24 protein-coding genes and 1 pseudogene are annotated in these 21678 nt (G+C 36.0%); 20 read left to right on the top strand and 5 right to left on the bottom strand.

Annotated features, from left to right (window positions below):
- Positions 1–32 precede the first annotated feature (32 nt).
- The 5 genes from SM124_RS11835 (at position 33) to SM124_RS11815 (ending at position 2591) form a co-directional block, all read left to right on the top strand.
- Positions 33–293 carry a hypothetical protein gene (locus SM124_RS11835; protein ID WP_322446728.1) on the top strand — a complete coding sequence of 87 codons (261 nt, stop codon included), beginning with the start codon at positions 33–35 and terminating at the stop codon, positions 291–293.
- 439 nt (positions 294–732) lie between these two features.
- Positions 733–1695 carry an SGNH/GDSL hydrolase family protein gene (locus SM124_RS11830; RefSeq protein WP_322446727.1) on the top strand — a complete coding sequence of 321 codons (963 nt, stop codon included), beginning with the start codon at positions 733–735 and terminating at the stop codon, positions 1693–1695.
- Complete coding sequence (locus SM124_RS11825; protein ID WP_322446726.1) at positions 1679–2014, top strand: DUF2140 family protein; 336 nt, start codon at positions 1679–1681, stop codon at positions 2012–2014. The genes SM124_RS11830 and SM124_RS11825 overlap by 17 nt, the downstream gene beginning before the upstream one ends.
- 5 nt (positions 2015–2019) lie before the next feature.
- On the top strand, positions 2020–2301 hold the full coding sequence (locus SM124_RS11820; RefSeq protein ID WP_322446725.1) for a DUF2140 family protein: 282 nt from the start codon (positions 2020–2022) through the stop codon (positions 2299–2301).
- A gap of 113 nt (positions 2302–2414) precedes the next feature.
- A complete protein-coding gene (locus tag SM124_RS11815) occupies positions 2415–2591 on the top strand; it encodes a hypothetical protein (protein WP_322446724.1) in 177 nt (58 codons plus the stop codon).
- A 105-nt stretch (positions 2592–2696) separates the two neighbouring features.
- Here the strand turns inward: SM124_RS11815 and SM124_RS11810 are convergent, their stop codons facing one another.
- Positions 2697–3119 carry a hypothetical protein gene (locus SM124_RS11810; protein ID WP_322446723.1) on the bottom strand — a complete coding sequence of 141 codons (423 nt, stop codon included), beginning with the start codon at positions 3117–3119 and terminating at the stop codon, positions 2697–2699.
- A 223-nt stretch (positions 3120–3342) separates the two neighbouring features.
- Here SM124_RS11810 and SM124_RS24090 point away from each other — a divergent pair.
- The 7 genes and pseudogenes from SM124_RS24090 (at position 3343) to SM124_RS11775 (ending at position 7345) form a co-directional block, all read left to right on the top strand.
- Positions 3343–3614 (top strand): annotated as a pseudogene (locus tag SM124_RS24090) (DUF2140 family protein).
- A gap of 211 nt (positions 3615–3825) precedes the next feature.
- On the top strand, positions 3826–4545 hold the full coding sequence (locus tag SM124_RS11800; RefSeq protein ID WP_322446721.1) for a CPBP family intramembrane glutamic endopeptidase: 720 nt from the start codon (positions 3826–3828) through the stop codon (positions 4543–4545).
- Between the two features lie 197 nt (positions 4546–4742).
- Complete coding sequence (locus SM124_RS11795) at positions 4743–5315, top strand: hypothetical protein (protein ID WP_322446720.1); 573 nt, start codon at positions 4743–4745, stop codon at positions 5313–5315.
- A gap of 148 nt (positions 5316–5463) precedes the next feature.
- The gene (locus SM124_RS11790; RefSeq protein ID WP_322446719.1) at positions 5464–5943 is read left to right on the top strand and encodes a hypothetical protein; all 480 of its coding nucleotides are present in this window, start codon (positions 5464–5466) and stop codon (positions 5941–5943) included.
- Positions 5944–6046: 103 nt separating this feature from the next.
- Positions 6047–6217, top strand: a complete 171-nt coding sequence (locus SM124_RS11785; protein ID WP_407691402.1) for an LPXTG cell wall anchor domain-containing protein — start codon at positions 6047–6049, stop codon at positions 6215–6217.
- A gap of 351 nt (positions 6218–6568) precedes the next feature.
- The gene (locus tag SM124_RS11780) at positions 6569–6988 is read left to right on the top strand and encodes an SRPBCC family protein (protein WP_322446718.1); all 420 of its coding nucleotides are present in this window, start codon (positions 6569–6571) and stop codon (positions 6986–6988) included.
- Complete coding sequence (locus tag SM124_RS11775) at positions 6989–7345, top strand: ArsR/SmtB family transcription factor (protein WP_322446717.1); 357 nt, start codon at positions 6989–6991, stop codon at positions 7343–7345.
- Positions 7346–7426: 81 nt separating this feature from the next.
- On the opposite strand, the gene SM124_RS11770 is transcribed toward SM124_RS11775, so the two are convergent.
- A complete protein-coding gene (locus tag SM124_RS11770; protein WP_322446716.1) occupies positions 7427–8299 on the bottom strand; it encodes a helix-turn-helix transcriptional regulator in 873 nt (290 codons plus the stop codon).
- 495 nt (positions 8300–8794) lie between these two features.
- Between SM124_RS11770 and SM124_RS11765 the strand changes: the two genes are divergently transcribed.
- A complete protein-coding gene (locus SM124_RS11765) occupies positions 8795–9781 on the top strand; it encodes an NAD(P)-dependent alcohol dehydrogenase (protein WP_322446715.1) in 987 nt (328 codons plus the stop codon).
- 162 nt (positions 9782–9943) lie between these two features.
- Positions 9944–11212 carry a hypothetical protein gene (locus SM124_RS11760; protein ID WP_322446714.1) on the top strand — a complete coding sequence of 423 codons (1269 nt, stop codon included), beginning with the start codon at positions 9944–9946 and terminating at the stop codon, positions 11210–11212.
- 255 nt (positions 11213–11467) lie between these two features.
- Here the strand turns inward: SM124_RS11760 and SM124_RS11755 are convergent, their stop codons facing one another.
- Positions 11468–12613, bottom strand: coding sequence for a PD-(D/E)XK nuclease family protein (locus SM124_RS11755; RefSeq protein ID WP_322446713.1), 1146 nt, complete (start codon positions 12611–12613; stop codon positions 11468–11470).
- Between the two features lie 266 nt (positions 12614–12879).
- On the opposite strand from SM124_RS11755, the gene SM124_RS11750 reads away from it, so the two are divergent.
- From SM124_RS11750 to SM124_RS11730, 5 genes are all read left to right on the top strand, one after another.
- On the top strand, positions 12880–14166 hold the full coding sequence (locus SM124_RS11750) for a DNA cytosine methyltransferase (RefSeq protein WP_322446712.1): 1287 nt from the start codon (positions 12880–12882) through the stop codon (positions 14164–14166).
- Positions 14144–15391: a DNA cytosine methyltransferase gene (locus SM124_RS11745; RefSeq protein WP_322446711.1), complete on the top strand. Its 1248-nt coding sequence runs from the start codon at positions 14144–14146 to the stop codon at positions 15389–15391. The genes SM124_RS11750 and SM124_RS11745 overlap by 23 nt, the downstream gene beginning before the upstream one ends.
- 63 nt (positions 15392–15454) lie before the next feature.
- Positions 15455–17251 carry an AAA family ATPase gene (locus SM124_RS11740; protein WP_322446710.1) on the top strand — a complete coding sequence of 599 codons (1797 nt, stop codon included), beginning with the start codon at positions 15455–15457 and terminating at the stop codon, positions 17249–17251.
- Positions 17252–17260: 9 nt separating this feature from the next.
- Positions 17261–18619 (top strand): LlaJI family restriction endonuclease, encoded by a 1359-nt coding sequence (locus SM124_RS11735; RefSeq protein ID WP_322446709.1) that lies wholly within the window; start codon positions 17261–17263, stop codon positions 18617–18619.
- A gap of 142 nt (positions 18620–18761) precedes the next feature.
- Positions 18762–19064, top strand: coding sequence for a YciI family protein (locus SM124_RS11730; RefSeq protein WP_322446708.1), 303 nt, complete (start codon positions 18762–18764; stop codon positions 19062–19064).
- A 268-nt stretch (positions 19065–19332) separates the two neighbouring features.
- On the opposite strand, the gene sigH is transcribed toward SM124_RS11730, so the two are convergent.
- The gene (gene sigH, locus SM124_RS11725; protein ID WP_322446707.1) at positions 19333–19971 is read right to left on the bottom strand and encodes an RNA polymerase sporulation sigma factor SigH; all 639 of its coding nucleotides are present in this window, start codon (positions 19969–19971) and stop codon (positions 19333–19335) included.
- A 341-nt stretch (positions 19972–20312) separates the two neighbouring features.
- Here sigH and SM124_RS11720 point away from each other — a divergent pair, with 341 nt between their 5' ends.
- On the top strand, positions 20313–21212 hold the full coding sequence (locus SM124_RS11720; RefSeq protein WP_322446706.1) for an HNH endonuclease: 900 nt from the start codon (positions 20313–20315) through the stop codon (positions 21210–21212).
- On the opposite strand, the gene SM124_RS11715 is transcribed toward SM124_RS11720, so the two are convergent.
- On the bottom strand, positions 21209–21580 hold the full coding sequence (locus SM124_RS11715) for a hypothetical protein (protein WP_322446705.1): 372 nt from the start codon (positions 21578–21580) through the stop codon (positions 21209–21211). The genes SM124_RS11720 and SM124_RS11715 overlap by 4 nt on opposite strands.
- Between the last annotated feature and the right edge of the window lie 98 nt (positions 21581–21678).

Raw genomic sequence — 21678 nt, 5'->3', positions numbered from 1 at the left:
TTTATAATAAAAACAAATGGATGGTGAACGGAATGGATAAACAAATTTTAGAAGTCTTATTGGAACTACAAAAGGATATGAAAGAGGTAAAAACCGATATTAAAGAGGTAAAAACCGAAATACAAGAAATTAAAGGAACCGTAAACAGAATCGAGGCTTCACAAACTGAAGACGTGGTTGGAATGTTGAAAGTGACTAATAAGAAAACGGAATTTGAAGTCGAATATCTAAATAACAGGTTAACAGAAATGGACAAGCGACTGTTTAACCTTGAAAAGCGAATAGAAAATTAAATTTTAATTTTATTATTACGCAATTCGAAACAATAGTCTAATATACAATTAATTTGGAGAAGATGATTATGTGTAATCTAATGTACTCCAAACAAGCTGCGAAGTACCTCCTAAAACAAGATAAACCAACAAAAATCTGTCCAAACTCACAAATGAATAAATGCAATTAAGGGACCCAGATATTGTATAGATATAGGGTCTCTTTTATGTTTAAATTTGTTAAATTGATAGCAAGTTTATGTTTAACATAAAAAATAAACTACAGATTCTAGTTGTTACAACATTACAATAACATCAACAGGTCTGTCCTATGTTTTAATGTTTTATAAAATATTCCATTACTTTTATCCTGTATGGATGTTAAAATAATTTGTTAGCTTTTTTTAATGTAGAAACTAATTTAGATATTTTAACATATAAACAAGTGGGTGAGGACTGCGTGAAGAATAAGAAGGTTTGGATCACTAGTTCAGGTGTGATCTTAGTATGTGCCCTTCTTTCTTTATTTCTTCTAGACTTTAGTCAGCTAAATAGAGAACGTGTGAGTGGGGCATCATTTGTTAATGGAAATCAAGATACTCCTTCTGTTGTTACTACAGTGGAGGAAGAAGAACTACAAGAATCATCTAACATTGATGCAAAACCAGTGGCGGAAATAGTTAAAGAAAAAGTCAGAGAAGTTATTGAAGGTACTTTTGCTTTTTTTAGTAATGGGAAAAAAATCGTTGCAATCGGTGATTCACTGACTCAGGGTGTTGGAGATGAAACAGACAGTGGCGGTTATGTAGGAATTCTAAACCACACATTTGAAGATAATAATCTAGATATTTCCATACAAAATTTCGGTAAAAGAGGAAATCGAACGGATCAATTATTAAAAAGGTTGGAGACAGAAGAGGTTGCATCAGCTGTTAAGGATGCGGATATCATGCTAATCACGATTGGTGCAAATGATATTATGAAAGTGATTAGAAGTAATTATACAAACCTTAAAATAGAGCCTTTTCAAGAAGAAAAAAAAAAATACGTTGTAAGGTTAACGGCTATTTTTAATAAAATTAATGAATTAAATCCAGATATCCAAGTCTATTTGATTGGTTTTTATAATCCATTTGAGCGTTATTTTGGTGATATTGAACAGTTAGATATGATTCTTAATGATTGGAATGAAGCAGGGGAATTGGTCACTGAAGAGTATGAGAATATAAACTATATTCCTACAAAGGACTTATTCTCTCATTCTAGCATCAACCTATTAGCAGATGACAATTTTCACCCAAACACGATTGGGTATAAATTAATGGCACAGCGCGTCTTAGAGTATTTGAATAAGTATGAAGAAACGGAGTTGCCAATCGAGGTTACAAAAATAGAAGGTGAAGTAAATGGAAGTACAGATTAAATCAAAGCCATCATGGAAGCAATTATTTTTAGGCGTAGTTGGAGTGAATGTATGCTTCGTTTTCTTTTTCTTCCTTTTTTTACTGTGGCCCGCATCAGATACCGAAATGCCTAGAAAAGAGTTTATTGAAGAGGAAGCTGGGGCCGAATTCATCATTTATTCGAGTAAGCAAAATTTGAATGAGCTAGTGAATGAATATGTAGATAAGATCATGAAGGATAAAAATGATAAATATACAGTCAAATTTGATGAAAATGTTCAATTGCTGGGGTCAGTCAAAGGTCAGTCAAAGCCTTTCAGACCGAAATACCCATATTAATCACAATGGAACCCGCTGTACAAGAAAACGGAGATATCATTTTGTATGTGTCGAATATGTCACTTGGTTTATTGAAATTGCCTGAAAAAAAGATACTTGAATACATGAAGAAAGAATTAAAAACACCTGAATTTGTTGCAATTGACTCTAAAAATCAACTTATTTATATAGGTGTAACGCAAATGGAAGTCAAAAGTAATTTTAAAGTAAAGGTACAGAGTTTTGATTTAAAGAATGATCATATTTCGTTCAGAATTAAGGTACCCAATAAGACATTAGGTTTATGAAGACGGACACGGGGACAGGTCCACTGTCCCAGCTTTGGCTGGGACGTGGTACCTGTCCTTTTGTCCCGTAATTAGTTATGATAGACATAAAAAGAATGTGTGGTGGTGTTTGTATGGGAAAAGTTGCTTGGTCACTATCAGTCTTAGGAGCATTGTTGATATTGAGTAGTGCCCTATATCCATTCGGTGTTATTACAAAGAACTTATTTTTAATTCTTATATTCAGTGGAGCAGGGATTATGTTTGTAGGATCGATGATAAGAAGTTTAGTGATATGGAGAAAAAAGTAGAAGCCGATTAACTTAAGCAGGGGACACGGGGAAAAATCCTACTGTCCCAGCTTTGGCTAGGACGCGGTACCTGTCCCTTAGTCCAAAAAAATGGAGAAGAAACGCTTACGACTTCTTCTTTTCATTTCGTGAGTCTATTATATTTTGAATAATTTTAATGTGTAGTTCCGCCCATGCTTTTTCACGGAAATGTAGAACGATACTTAAGGAAAGCGTTACCAGATAAAAAAAACTAAAGAGAAGCCATAGTGAACTTCCCTCTTGAAAAAGGAATTCCTGTAATTGTTTTGAGAACAAAAAGAAGAACCAAGGTACGGAGGTAACCAATAAGGGAATGATGCCTGATCCATTTTTTTCTTTTACCATTCGATAATAAATTAGTTTTAAATTAAATGTATCAATAGACTGATAAAACGAAACAATTTCTTGCACCTCTACCAGTTCCTTTATATCCTTCACTGTTTCATTTCTTTTTGCAACATTTCTTAGCTCCACATAAAATCTGTGAGCATCACCTCGAAATGACAAACGATCACCTATCCCCATATTAAAGATTTCCTTTCTTTTAAAGGCACTTACTGGATTATTATGGCCATCTCCTAACGAAAATATGTTAAAAATGAGACAATTTGTAAGAAGGAAAAGAAAACATTTGTTAAAGGGGACACTTATCAAGGGGACAAGGGGGACAGGTCCACAATTGCTGGGGTAAGTCAAAGCCTTTCAAACCGAAATCCCCATATTAATCACAATGGAACCCGCTGTACAAGAAAACGGAGATATCATTTTGTATGTGTCGAATATGTCACTTGGTTTATTGAAATTGCCTGAAAAAAGATACTTGAAGACATGAAGAAAGAATTAAAAACACCTGAATTTGTTGCAATTGACTCTAAAAATCAATTTATTTATATTGGTGTAACGCAAATGGAAGTCAAAAGTAATTTTAAAGTAAAGGTACAGAGCTTTGATTTAAAGAATGATCATATTCCGTTCAAAATTAAGGTGCCCACAAAACGCTAGGTTTATAGATTACTGAATTTTATCACAGGGACGTGATCTGTTATTTTTCTGATATGATTTTAGTATGAATGTTTGTTATCTTGTGAAGTATTTCACTTAAACTAAGGGAGCAGGTTAGTAAAAAAGCACGCATAAATATCAGAATATTATGATATTATTTCGAGGTAGAAGGATGTCATATAAATAAAGTAATGAGATTGGAGCGATGATTTTGTTAGGAATAGTAGTACAAATAATTATTTCATGGATACTTATTTATGTATTTACTAAGAAAAATTTATTTGTTTTAGGCTTTACCCCTGTAAGAAAAAGGTTATTTCAATTTATTATTGGATTTATTTTTACTGGTGTACTATGTGCTTTCATACAAATTATTGATTCAACACTAACAAATGCGCAATGGGAATTAAATCCTAACGCAACCTTTGTTGGAATTGTAAATTTTCTTTGGTGGAACATCAAATCTGTTGTCTTTGAAGAATTAATTTTTAGGGGTGCACTACTTTATATTGCAATTCAAAAATTGGGAGCAAGAATAGGAATTTTTCTTTCAGCGATTAGTTTTGGTATTTATCATTGGTTTTCCTATGGTGTTTTAGGAGACGTAGTATCAATGACTGTTGTTTTTATTATGACAGCAATAACAGGCTTAGTATGGGCACTCGCCTTTTTAAAAACAAAATCAATTGCATTGCCCATTGGATTACATTTAGGGTGGAACTTTACTTATAATTCAATTTTTTCAAAAGGTCCATTGGGAGAACAAATATTGGTTAAAGGAAATGAAAATATACAATTAATGGATGAACTTAACTTTTTGATAAATTTTCTATTACCCAATTTAGCAGTGCCGTTGCTAACTTATATATTTATCAAGTTCTTTCATTCAAAACTTTATTCGAAAGACCAATGGGTAGAAACAAAAGGTTAATCTCTTCAAATTTACTGTAAATGAAAAGAAATTTGAATCTATTATTATTGTTTCTTATTTAACTAAAGGGTGCAATAGTTGAAGATCCAGCCGCCAAAAAGGTGGCTGGATCTTATTCTACTAACGGGCAATTTAGTTGAACAAGGAATAGTGATAACATAAATGTAGTGATAACTTTCGAAGTAGGTGGGATGGAAGTGGAGTTTAAATATTATCTTAGTGGAATTGGATGGGCTACTTGTATTGTTGAAGTAAATGGACAAAAATTAGAATTTACAGCAAGTTATTTAACAGATTGTTTATATGATTTTCTAAGGTCACTAATGCTTTTAAACTCCTTTTGTGTACCGAAAGATGAGATAAGAAAAGAAACTGAGTGTGAATGGGAGGGTGAACCAGAGGGGATTATTTGGTCTTTCGAATTAAAGGAAAATAATATACTGAACATAAAAGCCGTGTATTATGAAGATGAATTTAGTAAAGACAAAACTAAAACACTAATAAAAACGGAATACCCATATGATGATTTTATTATGATTGTGTTAAAAGAAATAGATGCCTTAATAAAAAGACACGGAATAATTGGTTACAGAGAAGAGTGGTATGATTTTGATTTTCCTTTAACCACTTTTTTAAAACTAAAACATTATATAATTCATAAACAAAAATACCCTATACAAGAAGTACCAGGAGAATTTGATACAGAGACAAGAAGTAACTTGAAATATGATTTGGAATTATTGTTGCAAGAAATCAATAATCCTTCTTAAGCTAACGGGTGCAAATCTTAAATAAGACGGGTACTGATCTAAGGAGGATTGGTACCTCTTTTTGTTGAAGTATAGGGTGTTTAGTTGAATAAGAAATCACAAAAGTAATGAGCATTTTACTTTAAAATAAGATTAAATGGGGGTTTATATGCGAAAAATTTATCTAGATAGAACAGCATTCTCTGGAGCCATAGGTGTTAATTTAGAAGATACTGAGATTATATCAGCAGGAACAACCATTTATTCAATGGGTGTTCATGATAGAAATGAGGAGTATCAAAGATACGCTAACGATTATGATATTCAATTTATCTTTGACGATGATATTCCGCATTTAGAGTTTTTTACGGTTCCACATGTAGATATTATGGCAAAAGATAGTAAAGGTGGATTTATCGGAACTGTTTATCAACAGTGTGATTCGGAAAGTGACGCACCAATTTGTTATATCAATAGGGATTTAGAGTGCTTTATAATTTCTGAAAACGTAGAAGATTTTCTGAGTAATATAGGAACATGGCAAGACAACATGAAACCCTATGATAAAATTACCGTTTATCGTTCGAAAGCAGAAGCAGAAGCTGAACTAGAATTTATCGATTTGTCTGATATTCTTCCATTATTATAAATTCTTTTTGAACTAACGGAAGCGAGAACAAGTAGCATTCGCTTTTTTCGTTATAGATTTAGTTTAATTCAGCTGAGTTAACATGTTGGAGGAGGGTGAAATATTGAAGATGTTTTTGGTTATTCCAATTATTCTTTTGGGTGCGATTTTGTTTGGACTTAGAATTGATAACTTCGGCAATTTAGGTAATATTATTCTAAATATATTAGGTGTTGGCTTTATGTTGTTGGGCGTTTTTATTGGGAAAAAGAAGAAACAGAAACTCTTTAGCTAAAGGGTGCGTTAGTTGAAGGAGCTCCTGGGTTTTAAGTGGATCTCTTAATGCACAGTGCAACAATACTGTGCAGTGATTTGTTTAGATGTCTTATTATAGACTATCGATTAGTTTAGTTTAAAAAAGGTGACTGATAAGCTATGAGTAAAAAGATCTTATGGGTGGATTTTATATCATTTTAGATTAGCAGCTCTTATTTTCTATTCGACTAAGAAGCAGTTATGTTTAATAACCATTCTAAATAAAATACAGATCAGTTTAATGTTGACATGAAACCAAAAGGTGTTATATTATCAAAAAAAGTGAAACCAAATGGTTTTATTTTATGTTTTGTAAAAAGGAGAAATTTAAATGGAAACATTACAAGATATTAAGCAAACAATCATATTTGAGGCACCTATACAAAAAGTATGGGGTAAGGTTTCAACCTCTGAAGGTATTGCATTATGGTTTATGCCCAATGATTTTGAAGCTAAAGTTGGACATGAATTCCATGTACAATCACCATTTGGTCCATCTCCATGCAAAGTATTAGAAGTGGATGAACCAAACAAAATTTCGTTTTCATGGGACACAGATGGATGGGTTGTTTCTTTTCTACTAAAAGACTTGGGTGAAAAAACGGAGTTTACACTTATACATAGTGGTTGGAAATCTCCAGATACTGTTCTTCCTAAAGCGAACGAGAAAAGTTCTGTTATCCGGGAGAGAATGGATCATGGTTGGGTTGCTATTGTGAATGAACGACTTCGAAAGGTTGTTGAAGGATAAGTGACAGCAGTAAAGCATGATGTATTTCAAGCGATTGCTGATCCAACAAGAAGAGAGGTTCTTCGGTTGCTTGCTAACAAAGAATTAGCTATCTCAGAAATAACCTCTCATTTTCCAATTAGTCGTACAGCCATAGCAAAACATCTTCAGATCCTTTCAGAAGCAAATCTAGTTAGTGGGAAGAAGGTAGGCAGAGAAAAAATCTATCAATTACAACCAGAACCGCTATCAGAAGTTAAACAGTGGCTTTCCTATTACGAACAATTTTGGAATAACAAATTGTCAATTCTTAAACACATAGTTGAAAATGAAGATGAAAATGATGGATTAAAAGTTATAAAAATAGACCATGAATAAAATTAATGTTACCAATTCATAAGCCGACAAACGTGTTGTCGGTTTTTTACTATATTCAATTACGGGAATATCAATTAGACACTAATCATCGTTGTCACTGGAGAGTTTTTTGATTGGTACGAAAATATGATAGGAAGATTCAAGGTTATGAATATTCTCGAATACTTGAATAAGTTCAATATCGGATTTCTCTGTTTCTTGTTTCGAAATCTTTAGAAATCTTGCAAAGTCAGTAGTAAAGACATCTCCTATATCTAGTAGGTCACCAAAATACATAAACTTAGCACAAAAAAATTGTGGAACATCTACTGTAAAATAATTTGGTAAGTTGATTTTTAGATTTTGTGGAATCCCGATTAGAGCCTTGAACTTTGTTGAGTTTGGTTGGCAATTGGAATAGATGATATAACAAGAACTACTGATTGTTTCATCAATGCTGTTTACAAACATACTCGAAAAAGATCGAATCGTTTCTTTAAAATCACTTCTTGCTAAATCAACTTCAAATGCTACCCCACTTATTCTAGTTGTATGAAAGTTTGTTAGTGTAAAATCGGCAACAATGTCCCCATTGATGTTTTTGATAGGTCTTTTAATTACTGGCGGAATGTCTTCTAGGGCTATGGTCTTTCCTTCTTTTCGTAGAGTGCTTGGTGAAATACCATATTGGCTTTTAAAAGCACGGGTGAAAGACGATGGAGTACCAAAGTTTAGTAGATACGCAATTTCTGTTAATGATAAGTCTTCGTCGTTTTGTATGTATTGAACAGATGCATTTAATCTTCTTGATAAAGTGTATTGGTTTAATGAGCAGCCCATTATTGCAGAAAAAAGTCTATGAAAATAGTATTTAGACATATTGAAGGAATTTGAAACAGACTCCAATGATAATGGTTGCTGTAAATTGTTTTCAATATACAATAAGGATTTTTCAATTACTTCATAATGTTCCATCTCGCCACCTAATTCCAGAAAATTTATTCACTTCTTGATATCTTATTTTAAATATACATTATGTATAACCTGCTGGCCGTCCAAAAGAGGGCCTTTTTGATCGTTTAGGAAATGATAAAATATTTCGCATTCTGGATAACTCTTTAACATTGAGTGTCCCCGTCCAGCTCCAGCGCCTAGCCCCTCGAGGTCAAATAACCTTCAACCCTAAAAGTCGAAAATCAGACTTTTAGGGTTGAAGAACATTTGCTTGTCGGGGCTGACCGAGGCGCTTGCGCTTTTGTTCTTTGCAGAATACTCCTCTGATAAAGCAGAACAAATCACAGCAAGATTTGGAAAGTCTCTTTTTACCTACGATGTTATGGTTATATCAACAACATTATTTAATAACTTATAGCCATAAGGAAAGGGTACAAACAAAACCGATACATTGTGATGAAGTCTGATGAAAGATTCGTACTAAATTCATAAATATGAAAAATTAGAGGTGGAAAAATGAAAGCAATTGTGTACAAAAAGTACGGTTCCCCCGAAGTTCTTCAACTGAAAGAGATAGAAAAACCTAATCCTAAAGAAAAAGAAATACTTGTAAAAGTAAAAGCGACTACTGTAACAGTAGCAGATATTCGCGCACGGAGTTTTACCGTTCCTCTCCCTGTATGGCTACCTGCCCGAATGGCATTGGGGATTAGACGTCCCAAAAAAGCTATATTAGGGATGGAGTTAGCTGGTGAAGTAGAGTCTGTAGGAAAGAATGTTAAGCGATTTAAGGAAGGTGACCAAATTTTTGCAGCTTCCCTAGTGGGGTTTGGTGCTTATGCCGAGTATAAGTGCCTACCTGAAGATGGTCCAGTATCTATCAAACCCAACAATCTATCTTTTGGGGAAGCCGCAGCTATTCCGATAGGGGCACGTACAGCATTGTTTCATCTTAGAAAAGCTAACATTCAGAATGGTCAAAAGGTACTTGTTTATGGCGCATCCGGAAGTGTAGGGAGCTATGCAATACAAATTGCCAAGGAACTTGGAGCAATAGTTACAGGGGTATGCAGTACAAAGAATTTAGAATTGGTAAAGTCCTTAGGAGCGGATAAGGTAATTGATTACACTACCGAAGATTTTTCTAGTAAAGGTGAGACTTATGATGTGATCTTTGAAGCGGTAGACAAGAGTTCGTTTTCAGCTTGTATGAAATCGCTAAAGAAGGACGGAACCTATATAAATGTCTCTGTACAATTACCAGGTGTTAGAATGCTTTGGACTAAATTGACAAGCGGCAGGAAACTAATCTTAGGGAGAAATTCACCTGAAAACTCCGAGGCCCTAAACTTTCTCAAGGAGCTTGTAGAGCAGGGGAAGTTAAAAGTTGTGGTTGATAGGTACTATGAGTTTGAAGAGATCGTTTATGCACATAGGTATGTCGAGAAAGGACACAAGAAGGGAAATGTCGTCATAAATGTGGAACCAAACAACAACTCCTAATAAATGAAGTAAATGTATGCCCTCAGAAACGAGGGGACAGGTCCCACTGTGTCCCATCTTTGGCTGCGACGCGGTACCTGTCCCCTAGTCCCACCAATGCATAACATTGGTAGGTACTGGAAATATTAAATGTTGAGATTATACAGAGAGAGTAGGTATCCAATGCCACACCAGAAGTTTGAGTCAGCTACCATAAAACCTCGCTATTCCAAAGGGGCGATATCTTCATTTGGTTCTAATTCTGTATATCCTCGAATTCCTTGGGTTGCAGCCTGGTGGTCGTTTACTTTTCCAGGGTTTGGACACATGTTTTTAGGTAAGCATTTACATGGATTTATGTTGATTATTTGGGGGATTGTGGTAAACACTCAAGCTAATCTAAACTTAGGGATTGCTTTATCGATGCTCGGTAAATTCGAGGAGGCAAAGGATGTAATTAACGAGGACTGGATTTTGCTTTATATGGCAGTCTATATTTATAGCATTTGGGACAGCTATCGTTCTGCGGTTGAAATTAATAAAAGTCATATTTTGTCAGAAGTAGAAGATGCACCAATGACCCCTTCAGTAATTAACTTTTTGGATGTTGTCCTCTTAGAAAAGAAAAAGCCCATATTGGGAGCTGTTTGGTCATTTCTAACACCTGGTTTGGGTCAATTATATGGTGGTGCTACGGCTGTTGGCACATTTGTTTTGGCATGGTGGATATTTGTTACTTATAAGGCGGGAACGATTGGTGCTTGGTTCTATTCGTTTATTGGAGATTTTAGCACAGCTTCAGCAAATGTGGACTGGCAATGGTTTCTCTTTCTGCCGTCAATGTACGCTTTTGCAATCTATCAGGCATATTCATCAGTAGTAGCTAATAACGCATTATACGATATAGAACAAATACGTTTCCTTAGAGTGAGGGATGAAAGGTTGACACTACAAAGACAAAATAAAATGAATGATGGCACAGTACAAATCGTCGCCACATTCGAACATTCTCCCTTTGTGGAGATGTTTATTCACGATATTGAGACGATAGGAGTACCATCTGAGAATATTGTTGCATTGCCCCTTGAAAACCTAGAATCTCAAACTCAAATTATTGATTCTCTTCATAGGGTTGATGGCAGAAGTGTTCTTGACGGAGCCATGGTAAGCGCAACAATCATTATGCTCCTTGGAACCATATATGGATTTGTTTGGAAATGGGGGCCAGTAATTTGGGGGCTGATTGGCTTAGTAGGCGGTTTCAGCTTAGGGTTGATAATTGAATTAGTTCTCCAGAAAAAGAAAATAAAAGTCTTTGAAAGCGGTAAAAGTGAGGTATTTATGCAGGTTACATGTCCTGCCTCTATGCAGAAGCATCTAATCAAAGTTCTTAGAGCACGAAAGGCGAAAGGATACTTAGTTTTACCTCAGCGAATTACACCTGATACATAATTTCTGTAACATCTATTAGTAGTATGTAAAGAAGTTTGTTTGAAGAATCAACACAAAGTTCATGAAGTAATGATGAATTTAATGTGTTATTTTGAGAAAAGCAACCAATTTCTTAGAGATATTAATAAAATATTAAACAATTTATAGAAGTAATAATTTCAGTACCAAAGAGGGATACCCAGGATAAAACATGAGCTACTGTTCTAAATTATAATGAGCCCATTGCAAAACGCAATAGGCTCATTTGAGTAGTTGTTAATCTTCCTCATCTTGCGCCAAAGCTAACGCTAAATCAGCTCGCACTTCAGAAAGTTTCTTCCTCTCACCATTCGGATACACAATGCTCCAAAATTCAAATCCATTGTAGCGATCGGTGTAGTTATCGCCTTTAATAGAATTAACCGCAGCTACGGCAGAGCTTGATAGACTTTGATATTCTTTTCCTTGAAAAAGGATGTGGCCGCTTGTTAGGTCAATTTCGGCGTTTGTGATGGTGTTTCCATAAGTAGATTCTAATTGTTTTTCGTTTTCGTTAAGACGAGAGTATATGTCATTCCATGAAATCGTTGATTTGCGAATGGTAGAAGACGTTTTGACTTTACGTTTTTCAGGAGTTTCATTTTTAACAGCATCAAAGATTTCATCTAATACGTCTTTATATTTATTGTAAATGGCCAAACATAATTCTTCGTTTACTTTTGCCATCGGTTTATTCACTCCTCTATATACCATACTTAGATTGTGGGCATATTCCTCTAACAGGTTTTTATTTTTCATTGATATTTTCGGATGGTTTAAGCAAGGAACAATGACAAAATCGTATAGTCCTTGATAATCGACTTGGATAAACTCCGGACATTTTGGTTTTACCGTTGAGTCTGGAGATAAAAACACCTTTAAATCATATGTATACAACTCATCTAAATGATTTAATATTTTCGTATAAGTCTCCGTTTGATCTTTATTTTCACGGGATAATACTTTGTTTTCTACAATGATTCGTACATGATCATTCGTTAAATATAAGTCAAAACGAGCATTTAATTTCTGATCGGTTTCTGGATCGATGGCAGATGCTGCAACTTCTGTGGCCACTTCCATTTTCTCAAGTTCTAGTGAGTTCGATTCAATTAAATCAAGGCTCATGACCGATTCCTCTCTTGCAACGTTTTCCTCGTTTATATAATAAAGAAATCTCTTTAGTGGAAAGGTACCTAAGTTTAAAGAAGAAGTAGGCGAGAGCAACCAACTAATAAAGGCACTATGCATCGTTTCTCGGTGTCCAAAACCTAGTAATTGAAACAAACTTTCCTTTTCGAAGGATTCTTGTAATCTTAAAAAATCAGGATCACTGATTAACTTATTCAGTTGCGATTTCAATTCTTTTGTCGATGTAATCATGGTAAACCTCGCATTCTTAATGGAGTCAAAAGCTTGTATATTCTCATGATAACATTTAATAGTGATGAGAATGGCTAATTTAGATTTCCTAACAGAGAGGTATATTATGGAATTGCACAGAGCTAGAATAGAGCTGTGATAGGTGCTAGATTCTTGTTTGATTTCATTTCTACGAACATTTATTCTTAAAATTTATTGAAATTGGTGCATCTGTATTGAAAAGTCTCCGTTTTATCAATATAATTCATAGAATAGGAGAGTGGGTTATGAAGCGCGGAGGAAAACGGGAAGGTGCTGGAAGAAAGCAAATCCACGGGAAAGAATATCGAATTAAAATCGAGGATGAAATTATTAACCTTCTAAATGCGAATTTTCATGGTACAACTATAAATGACAAAATCAGAGGGAGTATTACCTTGGGATTAGAAACTTTACTACAGTCAAATAAAGAATGGAATAAACAATATACCGTATTAGATTTGTTTTCTGGAGCAGGTGGATTATCCAGAGGTTTTATGGATGCTGGCTATAACGTCGTACTTGGTGTCGATTTTGATGAGATGGCACTAAAGACATTTGAAGCGAATCATGGTAGTGCGAAATCTATGAAGCTCGATTTATTTGACCACGAAAACATCAATCAAATTGAACAGTACTTAAATGAAAGAAATATAGAGTTAGATGTGCTAGTAGGAGGCCCACCTTGTCAAGGATTCTCTCTTGCAGGACCACGTGAGGCCAATGACGAGCGTAATACATTATATACAGCCATGGTGAAAGTAGCTGAACGATTAAAACCAAAGGCTGTTATTTTAGAAAATGTTCCTGGACTTTTGAAGCTTTATGAAGGGAAAGGCGCACAAAGAATCGTGGAGGATTTCGAGAATATAGGCTATAAAATTAAACCAGAGATTTTATATGCTCCTGAATTTGGAATTCCGCAAATTAGAAAACGCGTTTTCTTTGTTGCTTTACTAGAGTCAGAGGAATACTTTAAGTTCCCGGACCCTGTCCTTTTTCCACATGAATTTATTACTTGTGAAGATGCGATATCTGATTTGCCTGCACTTGAAGGGATTTTAGGGGAAGAGATACAGGAATATCCGATGCCACCACAAACCCCTTATCAAGAGCTTATGCGTAAAAATGCGGACAAGCTTTACAACCATATCGGAACGATTCATTCTGAGAAGACCGTTAAGCTCATCTCTATGGTTCCTGAAGGAAAGAACTTTAAGGCTTTGCCAGAGGAATATAGCTCCCAGTTTAAGTATAATGAGGCATTAACTCGTTATCATAGTAAAAAGCCTTCACTTACTATCAATACGGGACATAGATCCCATTTTCACTACGAGCATAATAGGATTCCAACGGTGAGAGAGAGTGCTCGTTTACAGAGTTTCCCAGATGATTTTATTTTTTACGGAAATAAGACACAGCAATACAAGCAAGTGGGGAATGCCGTTCCACCTATGCTCGGCTATCATATCGCGTTGCAGCTAAAAAATTACTTAACGAAGGAACACAAACATGAAACCATACAATATAGTTGATTTATTTGCCGGATGTGGAGGATTATTAGATGGTTTTCTTCAAACTGGTAAATATAAGGAAGTAGCATCCGTAGAATGGATGAAGCCACAAGTGAATACACTCATTCACCGTTTAGAAACGAAATGGGGAGTTCAGGATGCGAAGGAAAGAGTTCTTCATTTCGATATGCAGCGAGAAGAAGAGCTGTTTCATGGCTGGGAAAACGATGAGAAATACGGAAGCAACAAAGGGTTAGATCATTTTGTTCATGAAGCGGGACACATTGATATGATTATTGGTGGACCGCCATGTCAGGCCTATTCCGTTGCCGGTCGTGTTCGTGATGAAAACAATATGAAAAATGATTATCGTAATTACTTGTTTGAACACTACTTAAATGTGGTGAAACGATATCAGCCCAAAATGTTCGTCTTTGAAAATGTGCCTGGAATGCTTAGTTCGATGCCAGATGGAACACCGATTACCGATTTAATTCGAGAAGGCTTTGAAAGCATTGGCTATGAGATCGTTGAAGATATGAAACAATATGCGCTTCTCAATAGTAGTCATTTCGGTGTACCCCAAAATAGAAAGCGCGTTATCTTAGTGGGACTAAATAAGAGTTACTATAAAAATGCTCAAGAAATATTAAAGAACTTTTATACCAACATTTTACCGAAGCAAATGGTTCAAACGAAAATGACCTTATTGGATGCTATTGGAGATTTACCAGCCTGTGAGCCTATTTACGATGAGGAATCACATAAGAAAAAGAAATCCCATCATACTCCGAATTGTGATATTACGTGGCATAAGCCCCGTTATCATAACTTGCGCGATATGAAGATATTTCGAATGCTGGCAGATGATTTACAGTCGGGCAGATGTGAGTATACCGATAGTAAAAAGCTTAGCGAGCTATACGAAAAAGAGGTAGGCTCCAAATCACCGATTCATCGTTATCATGTTTTAAGACCAGACCTTCCTGGAACGACCATTATTGCTCATTTATATAAAGATGGAAACCGCTATATTCATTTTGATCCTACCCAAGCCCGTACATTGACCGTAAGAGAAGCCGCGCGAATTCAGTCGTTTGATGATGATTTTGATTTTGTCGGTACACAAGGACATGCTTATCAAATGATTGGAAATGCCGTTCCACCGAAGTTTGCAAAAGCGATTGGAATGGCTATTCATGAATTAATGGTTACCATCTCTGAAGGCGAAGTCGTACCCTCTTGATTTTTCCTATTTGTATAGCAGAAGTAGTAAAATACCGTTAACCTAACCGAGAGGATGTCAGCATTGTATAAATACGTATTTACGAACGATTTTCGCATGTACAACAATAGACAAGAATTTGATTTAGGCGTAAGAGAGATTGCTCATCAAATTATGACGGACCATCCTCCTTCGCCTGATGAAAAAAGTGCGCACAATGTGTTTAACGCAACGAAGTTTTTCTTATCACTATCTAGTTATGACGGACATACGGCTAATGGAGTAACGAGAATTTTAAACGGAGATGTAGATAGTGTCCTGCAAAATCTGATCCGAAAATTTCAGTACCCGAATATCCGTACGAATGCTTGTCTTCAAACGAGTCTAGATGCTGGCGTTGAGCTTGTTCCCTTACGTACGATTTTAAAATTATTATATCTACAATATATTTCATCAGGTACAAGAGGTTATATAACAAAAGAAGAGATTCTTCATTTTGTTTTTCAAAACCGAAACGTAGTGTTTAACCGGAATCATAATTTACTTCAAGTTCTTCAGGACATTCACCAATACCGAGAAACCGAGGTATTACCGGCACATGTGACTCCAGATGAATTTGATTTACTGGATCGACATTTCTCTAATTTCATCAAGATTTTAATGTACTCAGGATTTTTGGTGGAGAACAGTGGTAGATTGTCACTTGCTGTGGGTCGTTTTACTGAACAAACGTGGACTCAGCTCTTGAAGATTGTAAGAGATGATTCCTTCTTAACTTGTTCTCGAACGATCACGGAGGATGAGTATTTCCGCTATATGGACATCGAGTCGGATGAGGTAGAGGAAGAGAATGAGGAACAGGAACTTGAAGAGAGTGTAGAAGAAACTCAGGATGAGCCGCAAGCTGATATCAATAAGCCCCATAACCGAATTCTATTTGGTGCTCCAGGAACGGGTAAAAGTTTTACACTGGAAGAAGACCGTAAGCTGTTTGGGAAAAAATATGAGCGAGTGACTTTCCATCCTAACTACTCTTACGCGCAATTCGTAGGGACATATAAACCGAAACCAAAGTTGAAAGACAATGGCGAAGAATATATTTCTTATGAATTTGTACCAGGTCCATTTTTAAGAGTATGGATTCAAGCGATGTTAAGTAAAAAGTCAGGGTCTTCAACCAATCATTTGTTGATTATTGAGGAAATTAATCGTGCCAATGTGGCGGCTGTGTTTGGCGATGTGTTCCAGCTATTGGACCGTGATGGAAGGGGAACGAGTGAATATTCGATTGCCGCTTCTGAAGACATGAAGGACTACTTAATGAAAGAGTGGGGCTTTTCGGCTGGAGAAGTTCAAGAAATATCTCTTCCGAATAATATGTATCTTTGGGCAACGATGAACAGTGCCGACCAAGGGGTTTACCCGATGGATACCGCATTTAAACGTCGTTGGAGCTTTGAATACATTGGAATTGATGAGGGACAAGACCAACTGAATGGAATTACGGTTGATTTATCCTTTGAGAGAGAAATAGCATGGAATACATTACGTAAAGCCATTAACAAGCGCTTAACGGAAAATGACCTTAACGTAAATGAGGACAAGTTAATCGGTCCATTCTTCATTAATAAAAATGATCTTGTTTCCGAAAACTTTGACTCGATTTTCAAAAGCAAGCTCTTAATGTATTTATTTGAGGATGTACTGAAGCATAGAAGTGGGAAGTTCTTTGCACCTGGATTAAATACATTTTCTAAAATTCTTACTGCCTATGACAACAAGCAGAACATCTTTGATTTTCCTATTAAAAATGCGATTCCATACGAAGCTAGAGGAGTAACCTCCAACATGCTTGTGGCTGAAAACTTGGGAGAAGAGTAGGTATCTCTGATGAAACCAGTCTACTTACAGGAGCTAAAAAAGTACCATCCCACTGAGTTCAAGGAATTGCTAGGCTTAACAGATGATGAGTACAAAATCACCATACAGGAACTGCAGGCAAAGAGGATCCTTAAAGTGGCGAAGGACGGTCGGTATGTTCTTCAGTTTGTGGGAATGCTCCTATGTTTTAAAAAGCTATTTTTCTGCATTCCCAAATACATTAAGAAATCAGATTCCACTGAAACGATGAAGCAGCTTCTGACTCTTTTTCGAGAATATAGTAAAAGAGAAAAGTTAGACCAAGACGAAATGGAGAGCTTTGGTGGTCAGGAATCCCTTTCCACCTTTAATCTTCTTTCTGTCATCATGTTCCTTCTCAATGATTATTTAGAGAATGATTTATACCAGAATGACAAGAACGTCTACATTCTGAACGGAGATAATGGAGAGATTGATTGGAACAAAACGATACATGATCAATACGCCATCATTAACGATGGACAGCCCATCTATGTAGATTACTATGTCAACAGTGTGATTAACGATGAAAATGATTACTTCCGTTTACTTCATATGCATGTATTAACGGCATGTTCACGAATTCTGGAGGAAACAGAGCTAGGGGAGTATCTGGGCTTTCCACCCGTCATGTTTGACGTGGATGAGGGAGTCTTTGGTTCAAAAGAAATCGTTTTATCGAGAATTGAATCGGAACTGTCCGTACAATTTGTGAATCGAAAGCAAATGGTGTTAAAAGCAATCGCAGCCTTTGTTTCCCATGATCGAATGCTTGAAACGAATGAATCCATTGAATTCTACGGTACAAGAAACTTCGAAGTTGTCTGGGAGAAGATATGTGGATTTGTCCTTGATAATCAGTATGACAATGTTAAGCAGTACATTGATAAACCAATCTGGACGCCCGTCGGTAAGGATGGACATGCTGCCGAAACATTGAAACCTGATGTGATAAGTATGTTCATGAGAAATCATAAAAAGTACTTCATGATTTCCGATGCAAAGTATTATAACATCCAGTTAACAGAAAATACTTTACACGGAAATCCAGGTGTGGGAGACGTCACCAAGCAATATTTATATCAGTTAGCTTTTAAAAAATACATGGAACTAGAGAACGTAGAAGTGGTTCATAATGTACTCTTATTTCCATCTGAACAGGAATCAATCGAGTATTTGGGAGAAGTTTCGATTGAATTCTTGAAGGCGTTACAATTAGGCGATATTATGCTAGTGAAGTTGCCAGTTGTGAGGGTATTCCAAATGTATATTCATTATGAAAGAATGGAGTTAGGTACGTTTGGGATGTATTTAGATGGGAAACGGCCTGTTCATGAATATGTAAATTAGATTGAAGCATTCGATGCCATATGGTGACGAGTGCTTTTTTTGTTGTTTAGGACAGGGAATAAGTTGTATGGTCAGTAAAAGAAGGAATTATGTCATTTTTTGGAGAAGTAGCTATGTGATGATTTTAATTGGAGGTGTCCAAATGGAGCAATTTTTATATAAATTAAAATTAAAAACAATCTACCTAAATAATGAAAATTGGACAGAAAAAGAAGAAGAGATTATCAACCGTCATTTTCTTAGGTTAAAAAAATATACCGAAGAAGGGAAAGTCATATTAGCAGGACGTACACTTAATGAAGACAATAGTGGATTTGGTATTGTTATTTTTGAAGCAGAATCTGAAACGAGCGCAAGACAATTTATGGAAAGTGACCCTGCCATTTCTGAGGGAATGATGGATGGGATTCTATTTCCTTATCGAGTAGCATTAATGCGGAAATAAATTAATTAGAATTTATACAGGACGCCAATGATCCTTGGCTTTCTCTTTGTTCTAACGAAGTAACTAAAAACCCTCTTTTGCTAGCTAGTCGAAAGAGGGTTTATTTTGATATTGGATTGTGATTTATATATGTGAAGAAAAAGCCAGGCTCTATGTATTTAGGGAATTAGAAAGTTTTTAAGAAACATATTTGTCGGTGTTAGTGTTGGTATGAAATTCTCATTAAGGTTTTTCAAGCTTTACCTTTTAAGATAAAATCTATTGGCCCTTATCGCATTCTCTCTTTAGTAATATATTTATCTAGTTTTCTTTTAACTCTTGTTAGGGCATTGTCTATGGCTTTTACTTGTCGATTTAGCTCTTCGGAAATCTCTTTATAAGATTGTCCGTCTAAATAGAGATAAAGCACTTCAAGTTCTAGTTCATTCAAGAGCTCAGACATTTTATTTTTCATCGTGTTAAATTCTTCTTGATTAATAATCAATTCCTCAGGATCGAGCGCCTTAGACCCGGTTACCGTGTCCAATAATGTTCGGTCTGATTCTTCGTCAAAGATAGGCTTGTCCAATGAGATAGATGTATTAAGAGGAATATGTTTTTGTCGTGTTGCTGACTTGATAGCCGTAATGATTTGTCTTGTAATACACAACTCAGCAAAGGACCTGAAAGACGTCAATTTATCTTTATTAAAGTCTCTGACCGCTTTAAAAAGGCCAATTAAGCCCTCTTGAATAATATCCTCCCGGTCAGCTCCAATCAGAAAGTAAGATTTTGCTTTAGCATAAACAAATGGTCGATATTTATGAATGAGGAAATCAAGTGCCTCACTATCTCCATTATGTACTATTTCTACAATCTCTTCGTCAGGTAGACCGAAAAAATTGTAATCATTTTCTGGATTGTCCAACAATACCACCCCGACCTACGCTTCTGTTGATAGTTTAATTATACATTATTTTTTTTTTTTGCGTCAAATGACCTTTTATATTTTATTGACAATTGTGAATAGCAAAGATGATGTTACTAGATACATTTTTTACCCGTTGAATCTTTGTGGTAATAACAAAGCAAAGGAAATAAAGGGTTCGAAATTTCCCTCTAGTTAAAGGCTAATTAACACTGCCTATTTTCATTTATGAAACTTTTTACCCACTAAGAACGTAAATCTAATAACTATAAATAAGAGTTTAATTTCTGAGCAGCAATTAGATTAATAGTTTCTATTTTAATGTGAATGGAGAGAGAAACGTGGATGTATTTCGTAAAATCGGAAAAGGCATAGGAACCGTTGGGGGAGGCCTAATCGGAGGTACGGTGAAGGTCACTGGAAAGGCTGTCGGTAGCAAGTGGAAAGAAACCGGTGAATGGTTAGAGGAAGTGGGGGAGAGTGTTGAATCGGCTTCCAAGGTAGCTTTAGACAATGCGGGACAATTTGTTGATGGAGCCATCCAAAGTTCATATGGTGCGATTAAGAAGGATGATTATTATAAGCAAAAAGGATTACATGATTTAAAGGATTCTACTGGTCGAACGGTGAAGGGAATCGGTTCTGCTTTAAAATATACGGCTAAAAACGCGAGTACGACCTATAAAGGTTTTACAAGTGGAGATAGAGAACAGACCATCAAAGGATTAAAGAATCTTGGTAAGGTGGTTGCGGTATCAGGCCTTGCGATTGGAGTGGTGGATGTCATGGATGGGGCAGACATCGTAGAAGCAGAGGAACTGGAGACACGAAATGACCATCTGAACGGATACGAGCATCCAGAAACGGGAGTACCATTCATTGAAAAGACCGTCGAATTGCCAAATGTACAAGTCATAGAGGGGACATTCCCTGTGTTTGAGTCTACCTTTCATGTGGTGCTTGCAGAGGAATTGTATTTAGAAAGTGATGATGTCCATTTTGACGTGGCCAATCAGACCTTCTATCAAGCGATTACAGCAGAGCCAAATCTTGCTAATGAGTTAGGTTTAACTCAGGCTGACTTACAAGCACTCGCTAACGGTCAAACACCAGAAGGATATACGTGGCATCATCATGAAAATCCAGGTGTTTTACAATTAGTTGATGAAGAAACCCATGCCCAAACGGCTCATACGGGTGGAAGAGCTATCTGGGGTGGGGGGAGTGAATATCGTTACTAGTCTCTCTTTAGCCTTTCAAAAATTTCATAAACACCTTGTACTTTTGTTTCAACAAGAATCACATCATTATTTTCTTTAACAGAAAAAATTAGGGTGCCTTCGTCCAAGTAATTTGATACAAAATCTACTCTTGGCATAACTTCTGGAGGTACTCTTTTTTCAACTTTCCCAATCTCTTTACCTATTGTATACTCACCCTGATTGTCTTTTCCAACAGAAAGATATTCAGCCCCGTTTATTCTTAACAAAGCTACATACGAGCCAGCTGCTTCTTCTGGGATAATGTTTTTATCAGTATTTCCAGGTTCAGAAGAACAACCAGTTAATACCATAAATATTGAGATCGCCAACACTAAAAATAACTTCATTCTTCTTATCCCCTTTGGCTAACAGAAGTTTATTATTTCTGTCTTTGCTGAACTGTCTCTACTCCTATGGTCCCAAAAGCAAACAGCATACCATGATT

The sequence above is a fragment of the Robertmurraya mangrovi genome (assembly GCF_034427655.1).
Lineage (GTDB): Bacteria > Bacillota > Bacilli > Bacillales > Cytobacillaceae > Robertmurraya_A > Robertmurraya_A mangrovi.
This window is presented reverse-complemented; position numbering and strand designations above follow the sequence as displayed.

What these genes read in the sequence shown, in the direction of transcription:
- SM124_RS11835 (WP_322446728.1), top strand. Translation starts at nt 33, where the DNA reads ATGGATAAACAAATTTTAGAAGTCTTATTGGAACTACAAAAGGATATG.
- SM124_RS11825 (WP_322446726.1), top strand. Translation starts at nt 1,679, where the DNA reads ATGGAAGTACAGATTAAATCAAAGCCATCATGGAAGCAATTATTTTTA.
- SM124_RS11820 (WP_322446725.1), top strand. Translation starts at nt 2,020, where the DNA reads ATGGAACCCGCTGTACAAGAAAACGGAGATATCATTTTGTATGTGTCG.
- SM124_RS11815 (WP_322446724.1), top strand. Translation starts at nt 2,415, where the DNA reads ATGGGAAAAGTTGCTTGGTCACTATCAGTCTTAGGAGCATTGTTGATA.
- SM124_RS11790 (WP_322446719.1), top strand. Translation starts at nt 5,464, where the DNA reads ATGCGAAAAATTTATCTAGATAGAACAGCATTCTCTGGAGCCATAGGT.
- SM124_RS11780 (WP_322446718.1), top strand. Translation starts at nt 6,569, where the DNA reads ATGGAAACATTACAAGATATTAAGCAAACAATCATATTTGAGGCACCT.
- SM124_RS11770 (WP_322446716.1), bottom strand. Translation starts at nt 8,299, where the DNA reads ATGGAACATTATGAAGTAATTGAAAAATCCTTATTGTATATTGAAAAC.
- SM124_RS11765 (WP_322446715.1), top strand. Translation starts at nt 8,795, where the DNA reads ATGAAAGCAATTGTGTACAAAAAGTACGGTTCCCCCGAAGTTCTTCAA.
- SM124_RS11760 (WP_322446714.1), top strand. Translation starts at nt 9,944, where the DNA reads ATGCCACACCAGAAGTTTGAGTCAGCTACCATAAAACCTCGCTATTCC.
- SM124_RS11755 (WP_322446713.1), bottom strand. Translation starts at nt 12,613, where the DNA reads ATGATTACATCGACAAAAGAATTGAAATCGCAACTGAATAAGTTAATC.
- SM124_RS11750 (WP_322446712.1), top strand. Translation starts at nt 12,880, where the DNA reads ATGAAGCGCGGAGGAAAACGGGAAGGTGCTGGAAGAAAGCAAATCCAC.
- SM124_RS11745 (WP_322446711.1), top strand. Translation starts at nt 14,144, where the DNA reads ATGAAACCATACAATATAGTTGATTTATTTGCCGGATGTGGAGGATTA.
- SM124_RS11735 (WP_322446709.1), top strand. Translation starts at nt 17,261, where the DNA reads ATGAAACCAGTCTACTTACAGGAGCTAAAAAAGTACCATCCCACTGAG.
- SM124_RS11730 (WP_322446708.1), top strand. Translation starts at nt 18,762, where the DNA reads ATGGAGCAATTTTTATATAAATTAAAATTAAAAACAATCTACCTAAAT.
- SM124_RS11715 (WP_322446705.1), bottom strand. Translation starts at nt 21,580, where the DNA reads ATGAAGTTATTTTTAGTGTTGGCGATCTCAATATTTATGGTATTAACT.